Genomic DNA, 19,431 nt, shown 5'->3' with positions numbered 1-19,431 from the left:
AGCATGAAAATATATGAAAGAGGGATAACATGAGTGTTGATGTATGTTTGAAACAAAAAGGATTTTTCAAAAAGGCAATTTCATTATCAGATATTACGAATGGACAGTTTGCTTATGGTACTTCGGAAAGTTGGATATTAGTTCCTGATAAAATATCAAATGATATGATCTTATATGATCCAAAGCATATTGCCAGAGGTATTTCTCTGGTTTGGGATGAAAAGGATAGCGCTTGCCTAAGATTAAGTCTGTTGCTACCTACTGCGCGCGAAGAAGTGGATATGTTTTATGATATCATTGCGCGTATAGCAAAGCTTTGGAAATTAAAAAAATATGAGCAGGATGGTGTTGAACAGAAAACTAGTGATCTTGCTGATATGAGAGAAAATATTAAGATTTTTTCCAATGAGTGCCTGCGTGATTTTTTAGCTAAGCATACGGATGGCTGTTTCTTTAGCGCCTTACATCCAATATATTATGATGAGCAAGATTTGGAAGAGATGCAAATCAATTTTGCTGCTTTTCTGCATCATCGCCAAAGCAGAGATTTATATTATGCTAGACCACATATTTATCAGAAAACAGATGGCGGCTATTTGGGTGTTTATACATTAACAAACGATGTAGATTCCATTCTTCCTTTAGAACCGATTGTTCCCTTTCAGATGCGTGATGCAGAAACCAATGAGGAATTAGAAGTACATGAATGGTATTTATCCATGTATCATTATGAAGAAGAACGTTTTATGGGACAGCTTCCTTATGAAACAGCTGTTAAAGTACTTCAATTAGAAGAACAGGAACGCTATGATGCCAAGACGAGAGTGTTGTATGGCAAATCAGCTGAAGAAATGCAATCCCTTATTGATGCCTATGGTATAGCTATGAAAAGATAGTTACATTTAAAAAGTGGTATTTGAGAAGTTTGTACAAATATCACTTTTTTTGACTTAAAAGTTTCGGAATGTTCAACATCATTTTCTTGTACTATCTCATGGGAAAAAGTAAAAGGTATGAGGTTTTATGAGAAAGTTATTAAAAAAAAACGAAACCGTGAAAAGGCTCGTTTTACAACCATGATATCTTATTTTCTGTTCCGTCGGCGATTTTTTTAATATTAGAGCGATGACGATAAATCACCAAAATCGTCAATAACCAGCTGGCAATGATAATTTCAATACTACTATCAAATTGCCTATATGTAATGTAAAGACTACTGATAAGTGCAGCCATCATGCTAGACAACGATACCATTTTACTTAGATATAAAACAACAAGGAAAAAGAGAAAAGGAATGATGACATACCAAGCACTTTGAAAGGTAAAGATAGAAGTGCTTAATAAAAAGCCAAACATGGTTGCCACTGCCTTGCCACCACGAAATCCTGCAAAAATAGGATAACAATGTCCAAATGCAGCAGCAAAACCGGCCCAAATACTAGCTTCGCGATCGAAGTATGATACTATGCCAACCGCAACGACAACTTTTAGGACATCGCAAGCAATGACAGAGATGCCTGCTTTTTTACCAAGTACACGTCCTGCATTGGTACCACCTAAATTCCCACTACCATAGTTTCTTACATCTGTTTTATAAAAGAGTTTCCCAATAATCAAAGCAAATGGCAGGGAACCAAGCAAATATCCTAATAAAATATATAAGATCCAATACATATTCATAATGTCACCTCAATAACTTTCTATATGCGTTTATTTTATCATCATTTACGTTATGAGAAAAGAAAAAGCCGAAAATTAAACGACACTTTTTAAAAAATTCGTATATAATTAGAATGTTGTTTAGTAAATACCATGAGTTTTGTTTGCGTTCAGTATGAGAATTTGATAAACTAAACAAGGTAAATTTAAGAAATAAGAGAGGAAGAGGTGATTGTATGGCAGAGAAGACATATGATGGAAGCAGCATACAGATTCTGGATGGACTTGATGCCGTACGGAAACGTCCCGGTATGTACATAGGCTCTACGGATGGTAGAGGTTTGCATCATTTGGTTTGGGAAATTGTCGATAACTCCATTGATGAAGCATTAAACGGCTTTGGAGAAACTATAAAGATAACGATTGAAAAAGATGGTGTGATCTGTGTGGAAGATGAAGGTCGCGGTATGCCGGTGGATATGCATGTGAGTGGAGTACCTACCTTACAGGTCATCCATACCGTCTTGCACGCCGGTGGTAAATTTAGCTCACAGGGTGGCTATAAGACAAGTGGTGGTTTACATGGTGTAGGTGCCAGTGTAGTAAATGCATTGTGTTCTTGGATGGAAGTCAGTGTTTATCGTGATGGCAAGATCTATCAGATGCGTTTTGAAAATGGCGGCAAGAAAATCGGGAAATTAGAAGTAATTGGGAAAACGAATAAAACAGGCAGTAAAACACGTTTTATGCCAGATAAGAAAATTTTCTCGACAACGCGTTTTTCTTTCTCACAGATTGCCGAACGTGCACAAGAAGATGCGTTCCTTTTAGAAGGTCTGCGTTTAGTGGTGAGAGATGAACGTGAAGGTAAAGAACGTGAAGAAGTCTATCATTATGAAGAAGGTCTGGTCGCTTTCATGGAATATTTACATGAAGATAAACAAACCTTCCATAAACCAGTTGCCTTTAGCGGAGAGGTGAATGGGATTAAGGTAGATTGTGCATTTCAATATACGGATGAATATCAGGAAAATATCTTTTCTTTTGTTAATATCGTGCGTACAAAGGATGGCGGTACCCATGAAACTGGGGCACGTAATGCCTTTACAAAAGTATTCAATGATTATGCAAGAAGAAATGGCTTATTAAAAGAAAAAGAAAAGAATTTTGAAGGCAGCGATGTCCGTGAGGGATTAACGATTATTTTATCTTTAGGCATACCGGAAAATCTGCTGCAATTTGAGGGACAGACCAAAGGTAAATTAGGAACACCGGAGGCGAAAAATGCGGTAGATTCCATTGTCAGTGAGAAATTAAACTTTTTCTTAGAAGAAAATAAAGAGCTTGCGACAACCTTGATCAAAAAAATGCAGCGTGCCAGCACAGCACGTGAAGCAGCTCGTAAAGCACGTGAGGATGCCCGTAAGGGAAAATCCAAAGGGAAGAGTGAAAAGATCCTTTCCGGTAAATTGGCCAGCGCACAATCCAAGGATGCTCGCAAAAAGGAATTATACCTAGTCGAAGGTGATTCTGCCGGAGGCAGTGCGAAGCAGGGAAGAGATTCTAAATATCAGGCAATCTTACCTTTACGAGGTAAGGTATTAAATACAGAAAAAGCAAGTATTACCAATATTGAAAAGAATGAAGAGTTAAATACGATCATTCATGCCTTAGGTGCCGGTGTTGGGGCAAATTTCCATGCGGAAGATTCCAATTATCATAAAGTTATCATCATGACCGATGCCGATGATGATGGTGCACATATTCAGATTTTGTTACTGACCTTCTTTTATCGCTATATGCGTGAATTGATTGAAAAAGGAATGGTATACATTGCTATGCCACCTTTATACAAATTACAAAAGGGAAAAGAAATGCGTTATGCATGGACAGATGAAGAATTAGATCAGCTGCGTAAGAACTTTCCCAAAGGCTATACATTACAGCGTTACAAAGGTCTTGGTGAGATGAATGCCGATCAGCTTTGGGATACGACCATGTGTCCGGAAACTAGAACCCTAATTCAGGTAAGCATTGAAGATGCGGTCGTGGCTGAAAAGCGCGTTTCCGTATTGATGGGAGATAAAGCAAATCTACGCCGTGACTGGATTGAGGAAAATGTTTCCTTTACCCTGGAAGATAATTATCAAGTGGAGGTGCATAACCGATGAAGAAAAAAACAGTAGAAGAAGCTGTTGATCATGCGAATGTTCTGACATCTCCTTTAGAAGAAATTATGGGGGATCGCTTTGGTCGCTATTCAAAATATATTATTCAGGAACGTGCTCTGCCAGATGCACGTGATGGCTTAAAACCTGTACAACGCAGGATTCTTTATGCTATGTTTGTGGATGGCAATACATGGGATAAGGCCTATCGAAAAAGTGCGAAGACCGTTGGTTTGGTTATTGGTAATTACCATCCTCATGGGGATTCTTCGGTATATGATGCGATGGTGCGTATGTCACAAGATTGGAAAATTCGTACACCCCAGATTGATATGCAGGGGAACAATGGTTCTATTGATGATGACCCGGCAGCGGCTATGCGTTATACCGAAGCGCGTTTAGGTAAGATCAGTGAATATCTGCTGCAAGATATTGATAAGGATACTGTTAGCTGGGCTCCTAATTTTGATGATACAGCAATGGAACCTACCGTATTGCCTGCTCGCTATCCCAACCTTTTAGTAAATGGGATTACCGGTATCGCAGCCGGTTATGCGACCAATATTCCACCTCATAACTTAGGAGAGTGTATTGATGCCAGCATATATCGCATTCAACATCCAGATTGCACATTGGATGATTTGATGGAATTTGTACAAGGCCCTGATTTTCCTACCGGAGGTATCGTGCAGGGATTAGATGGTATCAAAGATGCCTTTACAAGTGGTAAAGGACGTATCATGGTGCGCAGTAAGGTATCGATAGAGCAAACAAAGACGGTACAACAGATTGTTGTGCATGAAATTCCTTATGAAGTTGTCAAAAGCAACATGGTAAAAAAGATTGATGACATTCGATTGAATAAAAAAATTGATGGTATCTTAGATGTTCGTGATGAAAGTGATCGTAATGGATTACGAGTCGTCATTGATTTGAAAAAGGATGCCGATGCCCAGCTTATTTTGAATTATTTATATAAGAATACCGATCTTCAGGTATCATATAACTATAATGTGATTGCCATAAAGGATAAACGTCCGGTTCAAATGGGCTTGGCAGCGATGCTAGATGCTTTTATTGCCCATCGCCGTGAAGTTATTTTACGGCGCAGTGCCTTTGATCTGGATAAAAAAGAAAAACGCTGTCATATCTTAGAGGGCTTAATCAAAGCAGTATCTATTTTAGATGAAATTATCGCCTTGATTCGCTCTAGTAAAGATAAAGCAGATTCCAAAGTAAAGATCATTGAAGCATTTGGTTTTAGTGAACCACAAGCGGAAGCAATTGTCACAATGCGCCTTTATCGCTTATCAAATACCGATATCACGCAGTTGCGTGAAGAATTTGCTAATTTGCAAGCGGAAATTAAAGAACTGCATGAAATTCTGGAAGATCCGAAAAAATTAAAGAAAGTGATGGTTGCGGAATTAAAAGAAGTGAAAAAAGCTTTCCCTACGCCACGTTTAACAAAAATCGAACATGAAATCGAGGAAATTGTCATTGACAAGGTTGCCATGATTCCACAAGAACAAGTCATGTTCACAATTTCTCGCGATGGTTATGTGAAACGCGTGTCGATGCGCAGTTATGGTGCAGCAAATGATGCAATGACGGGCATTAAGGAAGGCGATCATTTGATTGGTTATGGAGAAGTGAATACGTTAGATAACATCCTCTTCTTTACCTCTAAGGGTACGTATGGATATGTGCCGGTCTATGAAGTTGATGATGCGAAATGGAAAGAAATCGGTTCGCATATCAATTCAAAGATTAAAATAACATCGGATGAAAAAATAACAGATGCTTTTATTGTCAAAGATTTTAAAACAAATGCGTATATGATTTCCATTACCCGCCATGGCTTGGTCAAGAAAACCGCAATTTGTGAATATGAGGTATCACGCAACAATAAAACCATGAGCAATATGAAGCTGTTGGAAGATGATGAAGTCGTACAGACATATGTAGCATATGAAGAAGATGAGATTTTGATTGCTTCCAAAAAAGGTTATATTACACGCTATCCAATATCTTTGATACCGGCAACTTCACCACGTTCAAAAGGTGTAAAAGCGATGAATTTGGTTGAGGATGAAATTGCGAGTGCCCTGATTTATAACAATGATAATCGCCAGCTGGTTGTCTTTAGTGATGATTGTGCATGCAAACGTATGAAGCTGACAGATATCGATGTAACAGGGCGGCCTACCAAAGGCAGTATGCTATGTAAAAAAGTAAAATCCAAACCATATCACATTGCTTATATCAGTCTACATGACTTAAATGATGAAATCGTGATTGCAAATAGTGAGATCCATAAGGTAGTTTCAAAAGACATTCCACTTATGGCAAAGGATGCAACGTTCTCTGCTATGTTAAAGGGAATTACGGATTTCTATTTGTTAAAAGAACTTCCTAAAGTAGAACTTCGTGAGCTACCTAAACAGGAAGAAGTGGAAGAAGAAGATTTTGAAGCTTTATCACTGTTTGAATAAAGCATAAAAAAGCGATTGTATATGTAAAAACGAAGATTAGCAAAAATAGAACTCATAGGGATTACGACTAGAGTTCTATTTTTTTGCGTGAAAATTACGATAGTGATAATGAAATAATGAATCTTAAAGAAACCTGTGATATCCAAAGATACATCGTATTTCTAATGATCCCTGCAATTCACAAAGAACTTTTAATTTTGCAGAATAGGCAATTCCATACCATCATCACAGGGTGAATATGGTATAATGATACCTATGAGAGAGGAGTTTTATCATGGACGCCGCATATATTCAAACAAAAATAAAACAATTAACAGAAAAATTTACACGGATGCAACAGCAATCGCATCAATTTTCGATTATAAGATTGCTGGAAGTAGTATTGTTTATATACTGTTTTTATAAGGGGTATCAAGATACAGGATGGCTATGGTATGGAGGCTGTGGCCTTGTTTTATGTGTATTTTTTCTAACTGTTTATAAACATACGGAAATAAAAAGCACGATGGAAGATACGCAGCTGTTAAAGGAAGCATATGAAGATATCGTAAAACGAAAAGGGAATGATTGGAAAAACTTCTTGGATGAGGGCAGTGATTTTCTTACTGAAAAAACCACACAGGCATACGATTTAGATATCTTTGGCAAGGCTAGTTTATTTCAGTATCTTAGTGTCGCGAAAACCGAAGAAGGAAGAGCTGCCTTAGCTGCTGCATTCAGCTGGCAAATCGTTGCTAAAGAAACGATTTTAAAACGCCAAGAAGCGGTGAAGGAGTGCGTACAACAGGAAGCATTCACGATGGAAATGGTTCAGTTGTTAAAGTTATTTGAAAAGCATGGGCGAAAACGAAAAAAACGCCTATTAGAGAAATTTTACGCGGATTTACAAAAAGCAAGCAAACCCCAGTCGCTCTTGGCTCATTTGTTATCTTATGGTTTGCCTTGTATCACTTTATTAGGATCGATCGGAATGGCGTTTTTAGGCAAAAGTTATCTACTATTTAGTGTTGGTTTTACACTATCGTTATGTATTTCACTTTTGGCTACGCTATCGCATGGTGAACAACTGGCAACGGTTGGAAAGATGCAAGAGCTGATGAAGGATTATGAACGTATGATTAAAAGAATGCAGGAAACAAGCTTTCATAGTGCGTATCTTTTGGAATTGCAGCAACGTTTACAAGATGCCAAACAAGGCATGAACCACCTGAATATCTTATTAGGGTTTGTTCAGGCACGTAATAATTTTATTATGAATATTTTATTGAACGGTTGTTTCTTGTTAGATTTTCACTGTGCCAGAGCTTATCACAACTGGCGGCAGAAATATGGCGTTCATGTAGAAACATGGCTAAAAGCGATTGGTCAGATGGAAATGCTGGTATCCCTTGCGCAATTGTCTTATGCCAAAGATACGGTGACATTTCCTACACTGCTTGTACAAGAACAGCCATCCTTTACTATGGAGGGCATGCACCATCCGTTATTACAAGAGCAGGAAGCAGTCAAAAATAACTTTGCTGCAAAAGATGGTTCTTATGTAATTACGGGTAGTAATATGTCGGGAAAGACGACGTTTTTACGAACGATTGGGATGAACATGATCTTATTACATGCCGGGGCTATGGTATGTGCAAAAACTTGTAGCTCTGCTATCGTACATGTATATACAAGTATGCGAGTGCAAGATGATGTTAGTGAAGGGATTTCGACCTTTTATGCAGAAATCTTGCGCATTAAGGAAATGATGGATGCCAGCAAGACAAAAGAGCCTATGCTGGTGTTAATTGATGAAATCTTTAAAGGCACCAATAGCGCAGATCGTATTCAGTGTGCCATTCAGGCGATCAAACGATTGCATCAGCCTTGGATCATCACCATGGTGTCTACACATGATTTTGAATTATGTGACTTAGAAAACAATAAGCAAATACAGGCAAAGAATTATCATTTCTCAGAGTATTATGAAAAGGATCGTATCTGTTTTGATTATACTTTGAAACAAGGACGCTGTCAGACAACAAATGCAAAGCAATTAATGAAGCTGGCAGGCTTTTGGGAGGATGAGCAATGAAAACACTGGTATTAGCAGAAAAACCATCGGTTGGTAAAGAATTGGGTCGTGTCTTAGGTTGTACGATGGCCAAAGATGGCTATATGGAAAATAAACAATATGTGGTCACCTGGGCCTTTGGACATCTAGTGGAGTTAGCAGATCCTAGTGAATATGATAAACGTTATGAAACATGGGATATGCAAGATCTGCCAATGTTACCGGAGAAGATGAAGCTTAAGGTTATTTCACAAACGGCTCGTCAATACCGATTGGTGAAGACATTGTTGCAACGCAAGGATGTGACACAGATCATCATTGCGACTGATGCGGGTAGAGAAGGCGAATTGGTTGCTCGTTGGATCATAGATAAGGCCAATTGTCATAAGCCGATGCAACGTTTATGGATATCTTCGCAGACGGATAAAGCAATCAAAGAAGGTTTTGCCCATCTGCGTCCTGCAAAGGAATTTGAGCCCTTATATAAAAGTGCGGTATGTCGGGCAGAGGCTGATTGGCTGGTTGGGTTAAATGTTACCAGAGCATTGACCTGCAAATACAATGCACAGCTGTCTGCCGGACGTGTCCAGACACCAACACTAGCGATGATTGTTGCGCGTGAAGAAGAAATTCGCCACTTTCAGCCGAAGGAATTTGCGACCATCAAAGTAGAACTGGATGGCTTTGTTATGGAATATCGAAAGCAAGGGCAGGCGGCCTTATTTGATTTGGCATTGGCCGAGCAATTGCAGCATTCCTTAGCCCATGGGAATATCACCATTGATAAAGTAGAATGCAGCAGCAAGAAGGAATTGCCGCCACAGCTTTATGATCTGACGGAATTGCAGCGTGATGCTAATAAACGTTTTGGTTTTAGTGCAAAATATACGTTAAATCTCATGCAAAGCTTATATGAAACGCATAAAGTATTAACCTATCCACGGAGTGATTCTCGTTATCTATCCGCAGATATCGTTCCTACATTAAAAGAGCGTTTGCAAGCGATTGCCATTGATGCCTATGAGCCATTTGCGCATACGATCTTAAAAAAGGGAATCAAGGTAAACAAGCGGATCGTGGATGATAGCAAGGTGAGTGATCATCATGCCATCATTCCAACAGAAGAATATGTTGAGCTGCAGCGTTTGAGTCATGATGAACGTTGTATCTATGATTTGGTTATTCGCCGCTTTTTAGCGGTTTTATCCGATGTGTGCCTATATGAAAAGACACGCATTGAAGGATCTTGCAATAAACATCATTTCTTTGCGAGCGGGAAGATCATGAAGCAGGCAGGCTGGCGCAGTTTATATCAGCGTAATGATGTTTTCGATGAGGAAGAGGAAGAAGAAATACAAAGTCTGCCAATCGTAAAACAAGGGCAGAACTATGCGATACGCCAAGTCATCAAACAGAAATCATTTACAAAGCCACCGCTTCGTTATACTGAAGCAAGTTTGCTGTCAGCAATGGAACATCCTGCAAAATTTATTCACAATGCAAAATGGAAACAAGTGTTAGAAGATGCCAATGGTATCGGTACGGTAGCTACTCGTGCGGATATCATCGAAAAGCTCTTTCATGTAAATTATATTGAAAAAAGAGGCAATACCATTTATCCTTTAAGCAAGGGTATCCAATTGATCAACCTTGTTCCAGAACAATTGCGTTCACCTTTGTTAACGGCACAATGGGAGGATAAGCTGACAAAGATCAGTCAACAGCAGTTAAAACCACAGCAGTTCATGAAAGAGATGAGAAGCTATGCGGCAAGTTTGGTAGAAGCGGTGAAACAAAGCGAAGCCAGTTATCGCCACGATAATATGACACAGAAAAAGTGTCCGGAATGTGGCAATTATTTGTTGGAAGTAAATGGGAAGCGGGGAAAACGCTTGGTTTGCAGCAATCCTGCATGCAAGTATAAACAAAATCTTACCTTAAACAGCAATGCTCGTTGTCCTAACTGTCATAAGAAATTGACGGTGGTCGGAGAAAAAGAAAAACGCTTATATACGTGTACCTGTGGTTTCCGTGAGAAGTTTGATCGTTTTAATGAACAGTTGAAACAAAAAAACAATAAAGCAGGGAAGCAGGAGCTGAAAGCGTATATGCGTAAACAGGAACAGGCAGTGAAACAAGAAAAAAGTGCGTTTCAATTAGCTTGGGAAGCGGCATTAAAAAAATAGATTGGATAGGAGGAATAGCATATGTTTGAAGTGGAAGATCCAGTATTTGATATCGTACCTGCCATCATCGGGATTATATTTGTTATTGTCATTGGTATTTTTGTGGTGGCAATTGTTCGTGGTATTGCACAATGGCAGCGTAATAATCACGCAGAACAAGAAACGCATCGTGCTTGTATTGTTACAAAACGCATAGATGTAGATCATTATGGCAATGGTGATAAAGTTTCATCAAGTACAACAACTTACTACGTCACTTTTGAATTAGAAAATGGTGAGCGTAGAGAATTTCGCGTTTCTGGTAAATTGTATGGACAACTTGCGGAAAAAGATCAAGGTGAATTACAATTTCAGGGTACGCGCTTCTTAAGTTTTCAGCGTAATGTTTGATGAAGGTGAGTGTAAATCGTTTATCTCTTTCAAATATCCAAAAAGAAGATTGCAACTATGTTTATAATAGTATGCAATCTTCTTTTTTTAGCTATAAGGATGCTTCTTCTTTAAAACTTAGTATAGTTAGGAAAAATGTATAGCGGCAAATTGTACAGCAACAATGGTTTTTCCATCTTCAATTTCTCCGGTTTCAACCATATGCAAAGCTTCTTTTATTGGTATCCATAAAACTTCAATATCTTCATCTTCATCCATAGGCGCGGGATTTTCTACCTGTGTTAACTGATCTGTCCAATATAGATATATTTTTTCATTACAAAATCCAGGAGTAGAATACAAGGTACATAGTTGATACAATAAAGGGCTAGTAAGCCCGCTTTCTTCTTCCAATTCCCGCAAGCCACAAGTATAAGGATCTTCACCTTTTTCTAATTTACCAGCAGGTACTTCTAAGGTGTGTTTACCAATTGCGTAACGATATTGTTTTACAAAAAGGATCTTATCCTCTTTGATGGCTAAAACACCAACACCACCATGATGATGGATGATGTCGCGTTCATAGACACATCCTTTTATTTCTACTTCATCTTTTGTAACGGTAAAGATAGTACCTTCATAAAGGGTTTTCGAAGATCGTTTTTTTTGCATGATTTTCTCCAATCTCTCACATGAATGTGAGTCTATTATGATATGTAAAAAGTTGCTTTCTTATCTTTTCTCAACTATATTATACCTTTTCTTCACAAAGAAACCCATAAGAAATAGCAAAAAAGGAAACCAAAGCATTTCCTTATTTAATCCACCTGGACACAATTTTTTCTATGTTTCGCTTTATAAAGCTGAATATCGGCAGCCTCTATGGCATCCATTGCCTCTTGTATTGCGGATATTCCACCAATGCTAACCGATAACTTAATGCTAGGATAATCTTGTAGACGAATATTTTCTACTGCCTTGCGAATACTTTCTAACTTTTGAATGAATCCTGTTTTATTCATATGTTGAAACAAAATCAAAAATTCATCTCCACCATATCGTATCAAAGAGTCATCTTCTACTAATAGGGAGGATATGGTCGTCACAATATTGCATAGGGAATCATCACCGGCTTTATGTCCATACGTATCGTTAATATTTTTAAAATCATCAACATCCAGCATGGCTATGGAAAACTCTTTCGATAGCCCACTTAACTGTTCTTCATAATAGCGTCGATTGTATACACCAGTTAAAGGATCCGTATACAGTTTACGGTTATAACGATTAATGGTTTCTACAAATTCATTGTTTCCATACGCAGAGAACAAAGCCTCATCCGTTATAAGCGTAACCATTTCTAACACATAGGCTATCTTATCAATTTCCGTATACATAGCTATTACATGATACACTTCATTATCAATAAATTCAAATTTTGTCATACGTCCACGATGGATAAAAGCTTTCGCTGAAATACAATTTTCACAGCGACGTTTCTTCTTCCAGACATTGTAACAATGGTATGGATGGCCTATAAATTGCCCATCTTCAGCAAAGGTATATTCCTGCATCATGCGCACATCGACAAAACGTACGATGTCAAATACTAAATTTAATTGAGTCACTAAAGCTCTTGCTTCATCCATTGTCATATAATCACCATTTTTATATACGATACATCATAAAGAAATTATGAGCATACCACTTTGTAATATTATAGCATTTTCTTTATATGGTGTCATAGTTTTTTTACCGTTTTATAAAAAAATATATAACTAATCAGCTTTTACTAAGAGGTACATTTTTCTGAATGCTGATGGCTAATTGTTGTGCTAACTTTTGTTGCCCATCTTCGCTGCATACATAGGCTGCATCGTTTTGATCAGTAAGAAAACCATATTCAATCAGCATGGCAGGTACTGTATTGTTATCAATGACATACAGGGGAGAAGAAGCTGTTGTTTTAATGCCGCGATCATTAGTATAGGCCAATGAAGTAAGCGATGATTCTAAACGTGAAGCGATTTGTAAGATATGTTCATTGTTGCCCTTTACATAAATTTCAAAGCCATTTGCTCCAGCATTATTTTCACTTGCATTCATATGGATAGATATGTAATAGTCGGCATCTGCTTCTTGGGCAATCGCTACACGTGTAGCTAAATCATCTTTATTGTTGTTAGACCAACTTACTTCATCACTTGTACGTGTATAAACGACATGATAGCCATAGGAAGATAATAATGCTCCCGTTTTTAAAGCGATCGCTAAAGTAATATCTTTTTCATAAGTACCATCGTTAGCAATACATCCTGTATCATAACCACCATGGCCACTATCTAATACGATCGTTGTCTTTATATCTTCTTTTGCATGTATCGTTTCTTCATATTGTTCTATTCCCATGATCTCCATAACAAGATGTATATCCCCTAGGGAATATAGTGTTAAACATACTACACCTGTTATTGCCAAGGCAAATAGTGAAACAATTCTTTTTTTCATATCGTAGCTCCTCCTTATGGTAAATAAGTCTTTGCCCTTTCATTATGATGGTAAAGATTGATTGGAAAATGGTCGTATCGTGAAGATTGACTGAAGTATTCTTGAAATGTTTAGAATGAGAATTCTTCATGGTTTCCGAATGTGCTTTATACATAATGCAAGAAACGTTGTGCATACTAGCGTTATAAAGGAGGATGCATATGAATCAGAAAAAAATAAAAGATACGGCGAAAAAACATGCGCCAGAATCACATTATGTGAAAAACGAAGTGATTGCTTTTCTCAGCGGTGGAGCTTTGGCAATCGCTGCTCAATTCGTTATGATGGCATATCAAACACTATTGGGTGTTGATGAAAAAACAGCTATTTCGATGACCGTAGTAACGGTAATCTTAATTACAGCGATTTTAACTGGTTTGGGTATTTATGATAAATTTGCCCAGGTTTGTGGAGCAGGTTTATTTATTCCTATTTCCGGGTTTGCGAATTCTTTAACTGCTTGTGCTTTAGAAGGAAAAAGTGAAGGACTAATTTATGGTATTGGATCCAATATGTTTAAGCTTGCCGGTTCTGTATTAACATATGGCATTGCCTCAGCCTTTGTATTTGGGATGATTCGTTTTATCTTATTTGGAGGATAATGATGGCAATTATTCAATTTCATGATGTCTATGTGACATCACGCTCTGCCGTAGGTGGCCCTGTTGAGGCAAAAGGTCCATTAGCAGAGCAGTTTGATAAATGTTATGAAGATACCTACTGTGGTGAAGATTGCTTTGAAAAAGCAGAACGTCGTTTATTATATGACGCAAGTGATATTGCTTTACGAAAAGCGCAGCTCCAAGTTTCTGATTTGGATGTGCTGGTAGGTGGCGATTTATTGAATCAGTTAATGAGCTCGCATTATTTTGTCAAAGATCTTCATGTACCTTTTATTGGTATGTATGCAGCATGTGCTACAAGTTCATTGGTCATTGGCACTGCGGCCATGTGGATAGAACATCATATGGCATCTCATGCAATGGCTTTTACCAGCTCACATACAGCTGCAGCAGAACGTCAATTTCGCTTTCCTAATGAATATGGCATACAGAAAAAAGATACGACAACGACAACTGTCTGTGGTGCCGGTGCTATTGTCTTAGGTACAAAGCCATCGAACATCAAAGTCACTGCTTTTGTTCCTGGTAAGATTGTTGATTGGAATCACACCGATGCGAATGATATGGGATTAGCGATGGCTCCAGCTGCTTATGATACGTTGACGACGTATTTAAAAGAGAGTAAGCAAAAGATTACCGATTTTGATCGCATTGTGACCGGGGATTTATCGCAAGTTGGCTTTGCGTTTCTAACGGACTTATTAACGCAGGAACAATATGAAATAGATAATCGGTTATCTGATTGTGGATTGATGATCTACGATAATAGTAAACAGGATGTGTTTTGTGGTGGCAGTGGTTGTGCATGCAGCATGTGTGTATCTATGAGTGATTTGTTAAATCGTTTGGAACAAGGGGAATATCATCGTATCATGGTCTTAGCAACGGGTGCTTTATTATCACCCGTCGCTGTACAGCAAAAAGGAACGATTCCTTGTATTGCTCATGGCATCGTTTACGAAAGGAGTAAATGATATGGTTTTTGTCTATGCCTTTTTAGTCTGTGGCGGTATTTCATTAGCAGGACAACTTTTATATGATCATACCAAATTAACGGCCGGACATATCACTTCTTTATTTGTGGCTATCGGAGCAGCTTTGGACACCTTTGGTATTTATGATTGGCTGTTAAAAGTTGCTGGTATGGGGGCAAGTCTTCCTATTACTAGTTTTGGACATAGTTTGATTCATGGGGCATTAGCACAGGCCCAAAAAGAAGGACTGCTCGGTATTTTACTTGGCATGTTTGATTTAACTGCTGCCGGTATCACGAGTGGTATTTTGTTTGCTTTCTTTGTAGCCATTTTGTGCAAACCAAAATCATGAAGGAACAGCTACAAGCACGCCTACAACAGTTAACGATAGAGTTGTCTGATTCCTTTGATGTTGTAAAACGGCATTTGCAGATTGAAGGACATGATGCGATCTTGCTTTTTCTTTCTTCTTTATCGGATAGTCAACTGATTTCCAATCTGGTAGAAGGCTTGACGATAACGGCAACTAACCATGTGGAACTGACCTTTTATCCTGGCTCGGTGGAAAAGGTGAAGGACCCCAAAAAAGCAGTAATTAACATGCTTAGTGGGCAATGCTTAGTATTGTTGGATAGTTCTCAATATTATTTTTGCATTGAAACAAGACATTATCCATCGCGTAGCAATGCAGAACCTAGTGTTGAAAGAAGCGTGCGCGGAGCACATGATGGTTTTGTTGAAAATGTCATTTTAAATGTCGGCCTAATACGTCGGCGCATCCGTGATCCTCGCCTTAGTGTCATTATGCATAAAGAAGGAGTAAAAACACGCACAGATGTTGCTTATGTGTATATCAAACATCTAGTAGATCCAGATGTGCTCAGCGATTTTGAAACACGAATGAAACAATTGAGTGAAACAGAAATTTTAAGTGAGCGTAATTTGGTTGAACAGTTATATGGAAAAACTTTAAATCCATATCCACATGTTCGCTATACAGAACGTCCGGATATCTGTGCTATTCACTTATTGCAAGGATATTTGGTTGCCTTGGTGGATAATGCGCCGACAGCCGTTATTTTACCTACCACCTTTTTTGAACAAACGAAACAAATTGAAGAGTATACACAAACGACGATTGTCGCATCTTTTACACGTATCCTACGCCTGATTGGCATTCTGTTTTCCTTATACTTGTTGCCATTATGGATAGCCCTTGTCATAGATCAAAATCCAACCATGCTGCACTTACCTATGAAAAATGTACACTTATTTACATTTGGTTTTCAAATTATTTTGGCAGATATTGTGGTGGAATGGATACGGCAATCGCTCATCCATACACCGACGATCTTATCGAGCATCATGAGCTTTATCGCTGTTTTTGTATTAGGGGATATGGCAATAGAGCTAGGTGCCTATACCAAAGAAATTCTAATTATGGTGGCGTTGTGTAACATTGGCAATCTGTTAACTCCATCTTATGAGTTATCATTGGCTAATAAAGTATTCCGTATTTTTATTGGCGCATTAGCTTTATTCTTTGGACAAACTGGCTTCTGTTTCGGGGTATTTCTACATATTGTCGTTTTAATGTCTACGAAAACGATTAAATTTCCTTATTTATATCCATTGATACCATTCTCATATAAAGAATGTAGTCGTATCTTATTTGGTTCTCCGATTCGCGTAAATAAAGCGAGAAAAAAATAAATATGATATACTTAATTTGAGGTGAGCATGATGGAAATACGGGAAGTAATGTCAGGGGATGAAACGCCTGTATATGAATTGCTTTGTGAATTAGAAAATAAAGAGTTGAATAAGGCTTTATTTTTGAAAGGATTTGCGATGCAACGCAAGGACAGAAGTATGAAGGCATGGGTCTTAACAAATGATGAAGAAATTATTGGTTATGTATCTTTGCGGATACTCTATCATTTACATCATTGTGCCAACATCGCTATGATAGAAGAACTCATCGTCAAAAAAGATAAACAACGGCAGGGGTATGGCAGTACATTGTTTGCACAGGCGCTTGCGTTCGCAAAACAGCAGTCTTGTATACAGTTAGAACTTTCTAGCAAACAATCTCGCAAGTATGCTCATCATTTTTATAAGCAACAGGGGATGGATTGCGATCATCTTAAATTCAGTGTTAATATCAGGTGAAGAAATGATGCGATATACATGAAAATGGCTGAAATCGTTAAGTGATTTCAGCTTTTTAATCGCTATTACAAATTTTTATGTAAGGTGTAATGTGTAGGATGAAATGCTATTTTGATATATTTCCATAACCCAATTAAGACAGAAAGGGTTGCTTATCCATGATCTTATTGCTTAATTGCTAAGGATAATGGCGTTAAAAAAGAATATATTTTCATATTCATATGAAAAGTGATTTTTCACTTGCCATTCGACATAATGCCGGTAATCTAAAGCATATAAAAATATTTCTACTCATTCCGCTTTTTTTTTGATATAATTAAGCGCGAGGTGATTTCATGGCATTTACGATCATGATCGATCAGTTTGAAGGTCCTTTGGACTTAATGCTGCATCTGATCAAAGATAATAAATTGGATTTGTTTGATTTGGATATGAATATCTTAACAGATCAATATCTGCAATATTTAAATGCGATGGAATCCATGCATCTAGAAGTTGCCAGCGAGTATTTAGCTGAGTTAGCAGGACTTTTGGAGTATAAGAGTAAGAAACTATTGCCAAGGGAAAAAGTAGTGATTGAGGAAGAATATGAAGAGGATCAACGCGAAAAGCTAGTAAAACGTCTATTGGAATATCAGCGTTACAAAGAGGTAAGTGCTCAGTTTGAACAGAAATATGAAGAACGTCAGTTGATGATGAGCAAGCCGATAAGTGAAGAAACCAATAAATGGGTACATACGGTTACGGAAGCAGAAATTGATGGTAATCCTTATGATTTGATTAAGGCTATGAATCGTGTTTTAAGACGTATGGCATTATCACATCCTTTGGAAACCAGAATGACGGTGAAAGAGTTATCGCTGGATGAACGCGTCGTCCAAATTAAGAAACGGCTCCGTGATTTTGTTGGTAAAATGAGCTTTGAAGATTTATGTAGTGATTGTGACAGTTTGCATATGGTTATTGTGACCTTTTTATCAGTTTTGGATTTAATTAAACATAAAGAAATCACATTTACACTTGATGCGCAAGATGTAATTTGGATTATCAAAGGAGAAGTTGTATATGCATGAGCATTTGAAACCAATATTGGAAGGATTGTTGTTTCTGAGTGGAGATGAAGGCATAACGATGGAACAACTCTTAGATTGTCTAGAAGAAGTCAGTAAGGAAGAATTAGAAGAAACATTAGACACGATGATGAAAGCATATCTTGAGAACACACATGGTATAGAATTGGTACGCTTTGGTGGTGTATATAAATTTGTTTCAAAAGAGTCTATTCATCCATATGCGCAACGGCTATTTTCATCTACGAAAATGTCCACTTTATCTAGCGCAGCGTTAGAAACCTTGGCAATCGTGGCCTATAAGCAACCGATTACACGTGTTGAAATTGAAGAAATTCGTGGTGTCAATTGTGATATGATGGTACGTAAGTTGTTGGCGCGTAATCTGATTAAAGAATGTGGCCGAACAGATGCACCAGGTAGACCATTTCTCTATGAGGTAACAGAAGAATTTATGGATACCTTTAAGTTAGAAAGTTTAAAAGAATTGCCGGATCTTCCGGAATTCAAAGAAGAAAGAGATGAGGAATTGTTTGAATAATTTCTCTTTTTTACTGATTTTACCAATAAGCTTCCTATTTTGCCAGAAGGATTTACAGATAAAACACCTAAGTATATAGTAAAGATGTACCAAGAAAGGTATGAAAAAAAGCTTATCACAGGAAGGGTTCATGAAACTGATGAGAGATATGTCGCACATAATAAAAAAACGATCATATACAAGATCAGCGCGTAGTGGCATCCTGTAAGAGCCAAGGGAAGCCGGTAAACGACAAAACTGATGATACTTAGAACTATGGATAAGGACATATGCGAAATAAGGAAGTCAGGAGATAAGGTAGTCGCAGATAACACAGGCTGTTGAAAATAAAGCTGAATGAGTGAGTAAAGAATGAGAAAATGGAAAACGCAAAAGGCTTTGTAAGTAAACAAACAAAGTACCTTGGAGTGTCATATCAAAGGAAATCGAAGAGAAACGATGGGATATGGCATAATAGAGAAAGGAGGAGCATGCGTGGCTCCTCTTTTCATGTGGTGATTAAGAAGGGTAAGATGAATGATTTTATACATTTATGCTGTCGATTTATAATTATCATCTAAAAAAGTTAAGTTTA

17 protein-coding genes are annotated in these 19,431 nt (G+C 37.9%); 13 read left to right on the top strand and 4 right to left on the bottom strand.

Features of this window, described 5'->3' with window-relative positions; all coding sequences use genetic code 11:
- Positions 1-29: 29 nt before the first annotated feature.
- Positions 30-896, top strand: coding sequence for a DUF4299 family protein (locus ACESSZ_RS00150; protein ID WP_117547562.1), 867 nt, complete (start codon positions 30-32; stop codon positions 894-896).
- 172 nt (positions 897-1,068) lie between these two features.
- Here the strand turns inward: ACESSZ_RS00150 and plsY are convergent, their stop codons facing one another.
- On the bottom strand, positions 1,069-1,680 hold the full coding sequence (gene plsY / locus ACESSZ_RS00145; RefSeq protein ID WP_008688340.1) for a glycerol-3-phosphate 1-O-acyltransferase PlsY: 612 nt from the start codon (positions 1,678-1,680) through the stop codon (positions 1,069-1,071).
- Positions 1,681-1,895: 215 nt separating this feature from the next.
- Here plsY and parE point away from each other — a divergent pair, with 215 nt between their 5' ends.
- The 5 genes from parE (at position 1,896) to ACESSZ_RS00120 (ending at position 10,951) form a co-directional block, all read left to right on the top strand.
- Positions 1,896-3,830, top strand: coding sequence for a DNA topoisomerase IV subunit B (gene parE / locus ACESSZ_RS00140; protein WP_117547563.1), 1,935 nt, complete (start codon positions 1,896-1,898; stop codon positions 3,828-3,830).
- Positions 3,827-6,322 (top strand): DNA topoisomerase IV subunit A, encoded by a 2,496-nt coding sequence (parC, locus tag ACESSZ_RS00135; protein ID WP_119983356.1) that lies wholly within the window; start codon positions 3,827-3,829, stop codon positions 6,320-6,322. Before parE ends, parC begins: the two co-directional genes overlap by 4 nt.
- A gap of 274 nt (positions 6,323-6,596) precedes the next feature.
- Complete coding sequence (locus ACESSZ_RS00130) at positions 6,597-8,396, top strand: MutS-related protein (protein ID WP_117547565.1); 1,800 nt, start codon at positions 6,597-6,599, stop codon at positions 8,394-8,396.
- Entirely contained in the window at positions 8,393-10,561 is a 2,169-nt protein-coding gene (locus tag ACESSZ_RS00125; protein ID WP_117547566.1) for a DNA topoisomerase III, read from the top strand. Before ACESSZ_RS00130 ends, ACESSZ_RS00125 begins: the two co-directional genes overlap by 4 nt.
- A 21-nt stretch (positions 10,562-10,582) precedes the next feature.
- Positions 10,583-10,951 carry a DUF2500 domain-containing protein gene (locus ACESSZ_RS00120; RefSeq protein ID WP_008688346.1) on the top strand — a complete coding sequence of 123 codons (369 nt, stop codon included), beginning with the start codon at positions 10,583-10,585 and terminating at the stop codon, positions 10,949-10,951.
- A gap of 126 nt (positions 10,952-11,077) precedes the next feature.
- On the opposite strand, the gene ACESSZ_RS00115 is transcribed toward ACESSZ_RS00120, so the two are convergent.
- The 3 genes from ACESSZ_RS00115 to ACESSZ_RS00105 all read right to left on the bottom strand — a co-directional run bounded on the left by ACESSZ_RS00115 (position 11,078) and on the right by ACESSZ_RS00105 (position 13,438).
- Positions 11,078-11,602, bottom strand: coding sequence for an NUDIX hydrolase (locus ACESSZ_RS00115; protein ID WP_117547567.1), 525 nt, complete (start codon positions 11,600-11,602; stop codon positions 11,078-11,080).
- A gap of 146 nt (positions 11,603-11,748) precedes the next feature.
- Positions 11,749-12,585, bottom strand: a complete 837-nt coding sequence (locus ACESSZ_RS00110) for a GGDEF domain-containing protein (RefSeq protein WP_117547568.1) — start codon at positions 12,583-12,585, stop codon at positions 11,749-11,751.
- Between the two features lie 127 nt (positions 12,586-12,712).
- The gene (locus ACESSZ_RS00105) at positions 12,713-13,438 is read right to left on the bottom strand and encodes an N-acetylmuramoyl-L-alanine amidase family protein (RefSeq protein WP_117547569.1); all 726 of its coding nucleotides are present in this window, start codon (positions 13,436-13,438) and stop codon (positions 12,713-12,715) included.
- Positions 13,439-13,638: 200 nt separating this feature from the next.
- Between ACESSZ_RS00105 and ACESSZ_RS00100 the strand changes: the two genes are divergently transcribed.
- The 7 genes from ACESSZ_RS00100 to scpB all read left to right on the top strand — a co-directional run bounded on the left by ACESSZ_RS00100 (position 13,639) and on the right by scpB (position 18,857).
- Complete coding sequence (locus ACESSZ_RS00100; protein WP_117547570.1) at positions 13,639-14,079, top strand: SpoVA/SpoVAEb family sporulation membrane protein; 441 nt, start codon at positions 13,639-13,641, stop codon at positions 14,077-14,079.
- 2 nt (positions 14,080-14,081) lie between these two features.
- A complete protein-coding gene (locus ACESSZ_RS00095; RefSeq protein WP_117547571.1) occupies positions 14,082-15,074 on the top strand; it encodes a stage V sporulation protein AD in 993 nt (330 codons plus the stop codon).
- 1 nt (position 15,075) lies between these two features.
- The gene (locus ACESSZ_RS00090; protein ID WP_008688358.1) at positions 15,076-15,426 is read left to right on the top strand and encodes a SpoVA/SpoVAEb family sporulation membrane protein; all 351 of its coding nucleotides are present in this window, start codon (positions 15,076-15,078) and stop codon (positions 15,424-15,426) included.
- The gene (locus ACESSZ_RS00085; RefSeq protein ID WP_008978418.1) at positions 15,423-16,787 is read left to right on the top strand and encodes a spore germination protein; all 1,365 of its coding nucleotides are present in this window, start codon (positions 15,423-15,425) and stop codon (positions 16,785-16,787) included. Before ACESSZ_RS00090 ends, ACESSZ_RS00085 begins: the two co-directional genes overlap by 4 nt.
- Before the next feature lie 30 nt (positions 16,788-16,817).
- Complete coding sequence (locus ACESSZ_RS00080) at positions 16,818-17,246, top strand: GNAT family N-acetyltransferase (RefSeq protein ID WP_017144655.1); 429 nt, start codon at positions 16,818-16,820, stop codon at positions 17,244-17,246.
- Between the two features lie 335 nt (positions 17,247-17,581).
- Positions 17,582-18,319 (top strand): segregation and condensation protein A, encoded by a 738-nt coding sequence (locus ACESSZ_RS00075; RefSeq protein ID WP_008688365.1) that lies wholly within the window; start codon positions 17,582-17,584, stop codon positions 18,317-18,319.
- Entirely contained in the window at positions 18,312-18,857 is a 546-nt protein-coding gene (scpB, locus tag ACESSZ_RS00070) for an SMC-Scp complex subunit ScpB (RefSeq protein WP_008688367.1), read from the top strand. Before ACESSZ_RS00075 ends, scpB begins: the two co-directional genes overlap by 8 nt.
- Positions 18,858-19,431 lie beyond the last annotated feature (574 nt).

Origin of the sequence: Eubacterium sp. 3_1_31 (assembly GCF_964249515.1) — a bacterium.
Lineage (GTDB): Bacteria > Bacillota_I > Bacilli_A > Erysipelotrichales > Erysipelotrichaceae > Longicatena > Longicatena caecimuris.
Note: the sequence above shows the minus strand (reverse complement) of the source record. Positions and strands in the feature narration are given on the sequence as shown.

Bases quoted from the DNA above. Each gene is read 5' to 3' on its own strand.
- ACESSZ_RS00150 (WP_117547562.1), top strand. From the start codon at position 30: ATGAGTGTTGATGTATGTTTGAAACAAAAAGGATTTTTCAAAAAGGCA.
- plsY (WP_008688340.1), bottom strand. From the start codon at position 1,680: ATGAATATGTATTGGATCTTATATATTTTATTAGGATATTTGCTTGGT.
- parE (WP_117547563.1), top strand. From the start codon at position 1,896: ATGGCAGAGAAGACATATGATGGAAGCAGCATACAGATTCTGGATGGA.
- parC (WP_119983356.1), top strand. From the start codon at position 3,827: ATGAAGAAAAAAACAGTAGAAGAAGCTGTTGATCATGCGAATGTTCTG.
- ACESSZ_RS00130 (WP_117547565.1), top strand. From the start codon at position 6,597: ATGGACGCCGCATATATTCAAACAAAAATAAAACAATTAACAGAAAAA.
- ACESSZ_RS00125 (WP_117547566.1), top strand. From the start codon at position 8,393: ATGAAAACACTGGTATTAGCAGAAAAACCATCGGTTGGTAAAGAATTG.
- ACESSZ_RS00120 (WP_008688346.1), top strand. From the start codon at position 10,583: ATGTTTGAAGTGGAAGATCCAGTATTTGATATCGTACCTGCCATCATC.
- ACESSZ_RS00115 (WP_117547567.1), bottom strand. From the start codon at position 11,602: ATGCAAAAAAAACGATCTTCGAAAACCCTTTATGAAGGTACTATCTTT.
- ACESSZ_RS00110 (WP_117547568.1), bottom strand. From the start codon at position 12,585: ATGACAATGGATGAAGCAAGAGCTTTAGTGACTCAATTAAATTTAGTA.
- ACESSZ_RS00105 (WP_117547569.1), bottom strand. From the start codon at position 13,438: ATGAAAAAAAGAATTGTTTCACTATTTGCCTTGGCAATAACAGGTGTA.
- ACESSZ_RS00100 (WP_117547570.1), top strand. From the start codon at position 13,639: ATGAATCAGAAAAAAATAAAAGATACGGCGAAAAAACATGCGCCAGAA.
- ACESSZ_RS00095 (WP_117547571.1), top strand. From the start codon at position 14,082: ATGGCAATTATTCAATTTCATGATGTCTATGTGACATCACGCTCTGCC.
- ACESSZ_RS00090 (WP_008688358.1), top strand. From the start codon at position 15,076: ATGGTTTTTGTCTATGCCTTTTTAGTCTGTGGCGGTATTTCATTAGCA.
- ACESSZ_RS00085 (WP_008978418.1), top strand. From the start codon at position 15,423: ATGAAGGAACAGCTACAAGCACGCCTACAACAGTTAACGATAGAGTTG.
- ACESSZ_RS00080 (WP_017144655.1), top strand. From the start codon at position 16,818: ATGGAAATACGGGAAGTAATGTCAGGGGATGAAACGCCTGTATATGAA.
- ACESSZ_RS00075 (WP_008688365.1), top strand. From the start codon at position 17,582: ATGGCATTTACGATCATGATCGATCAGTTTGAAGGTCCTTTGGACTTA.
- scpB (WP_008688367.1), top strand. From the start codon at position 18,312: ATGCATGAGCATTTGAAACCAATATTGGAAGGATTGTTGTTTCTGAGT.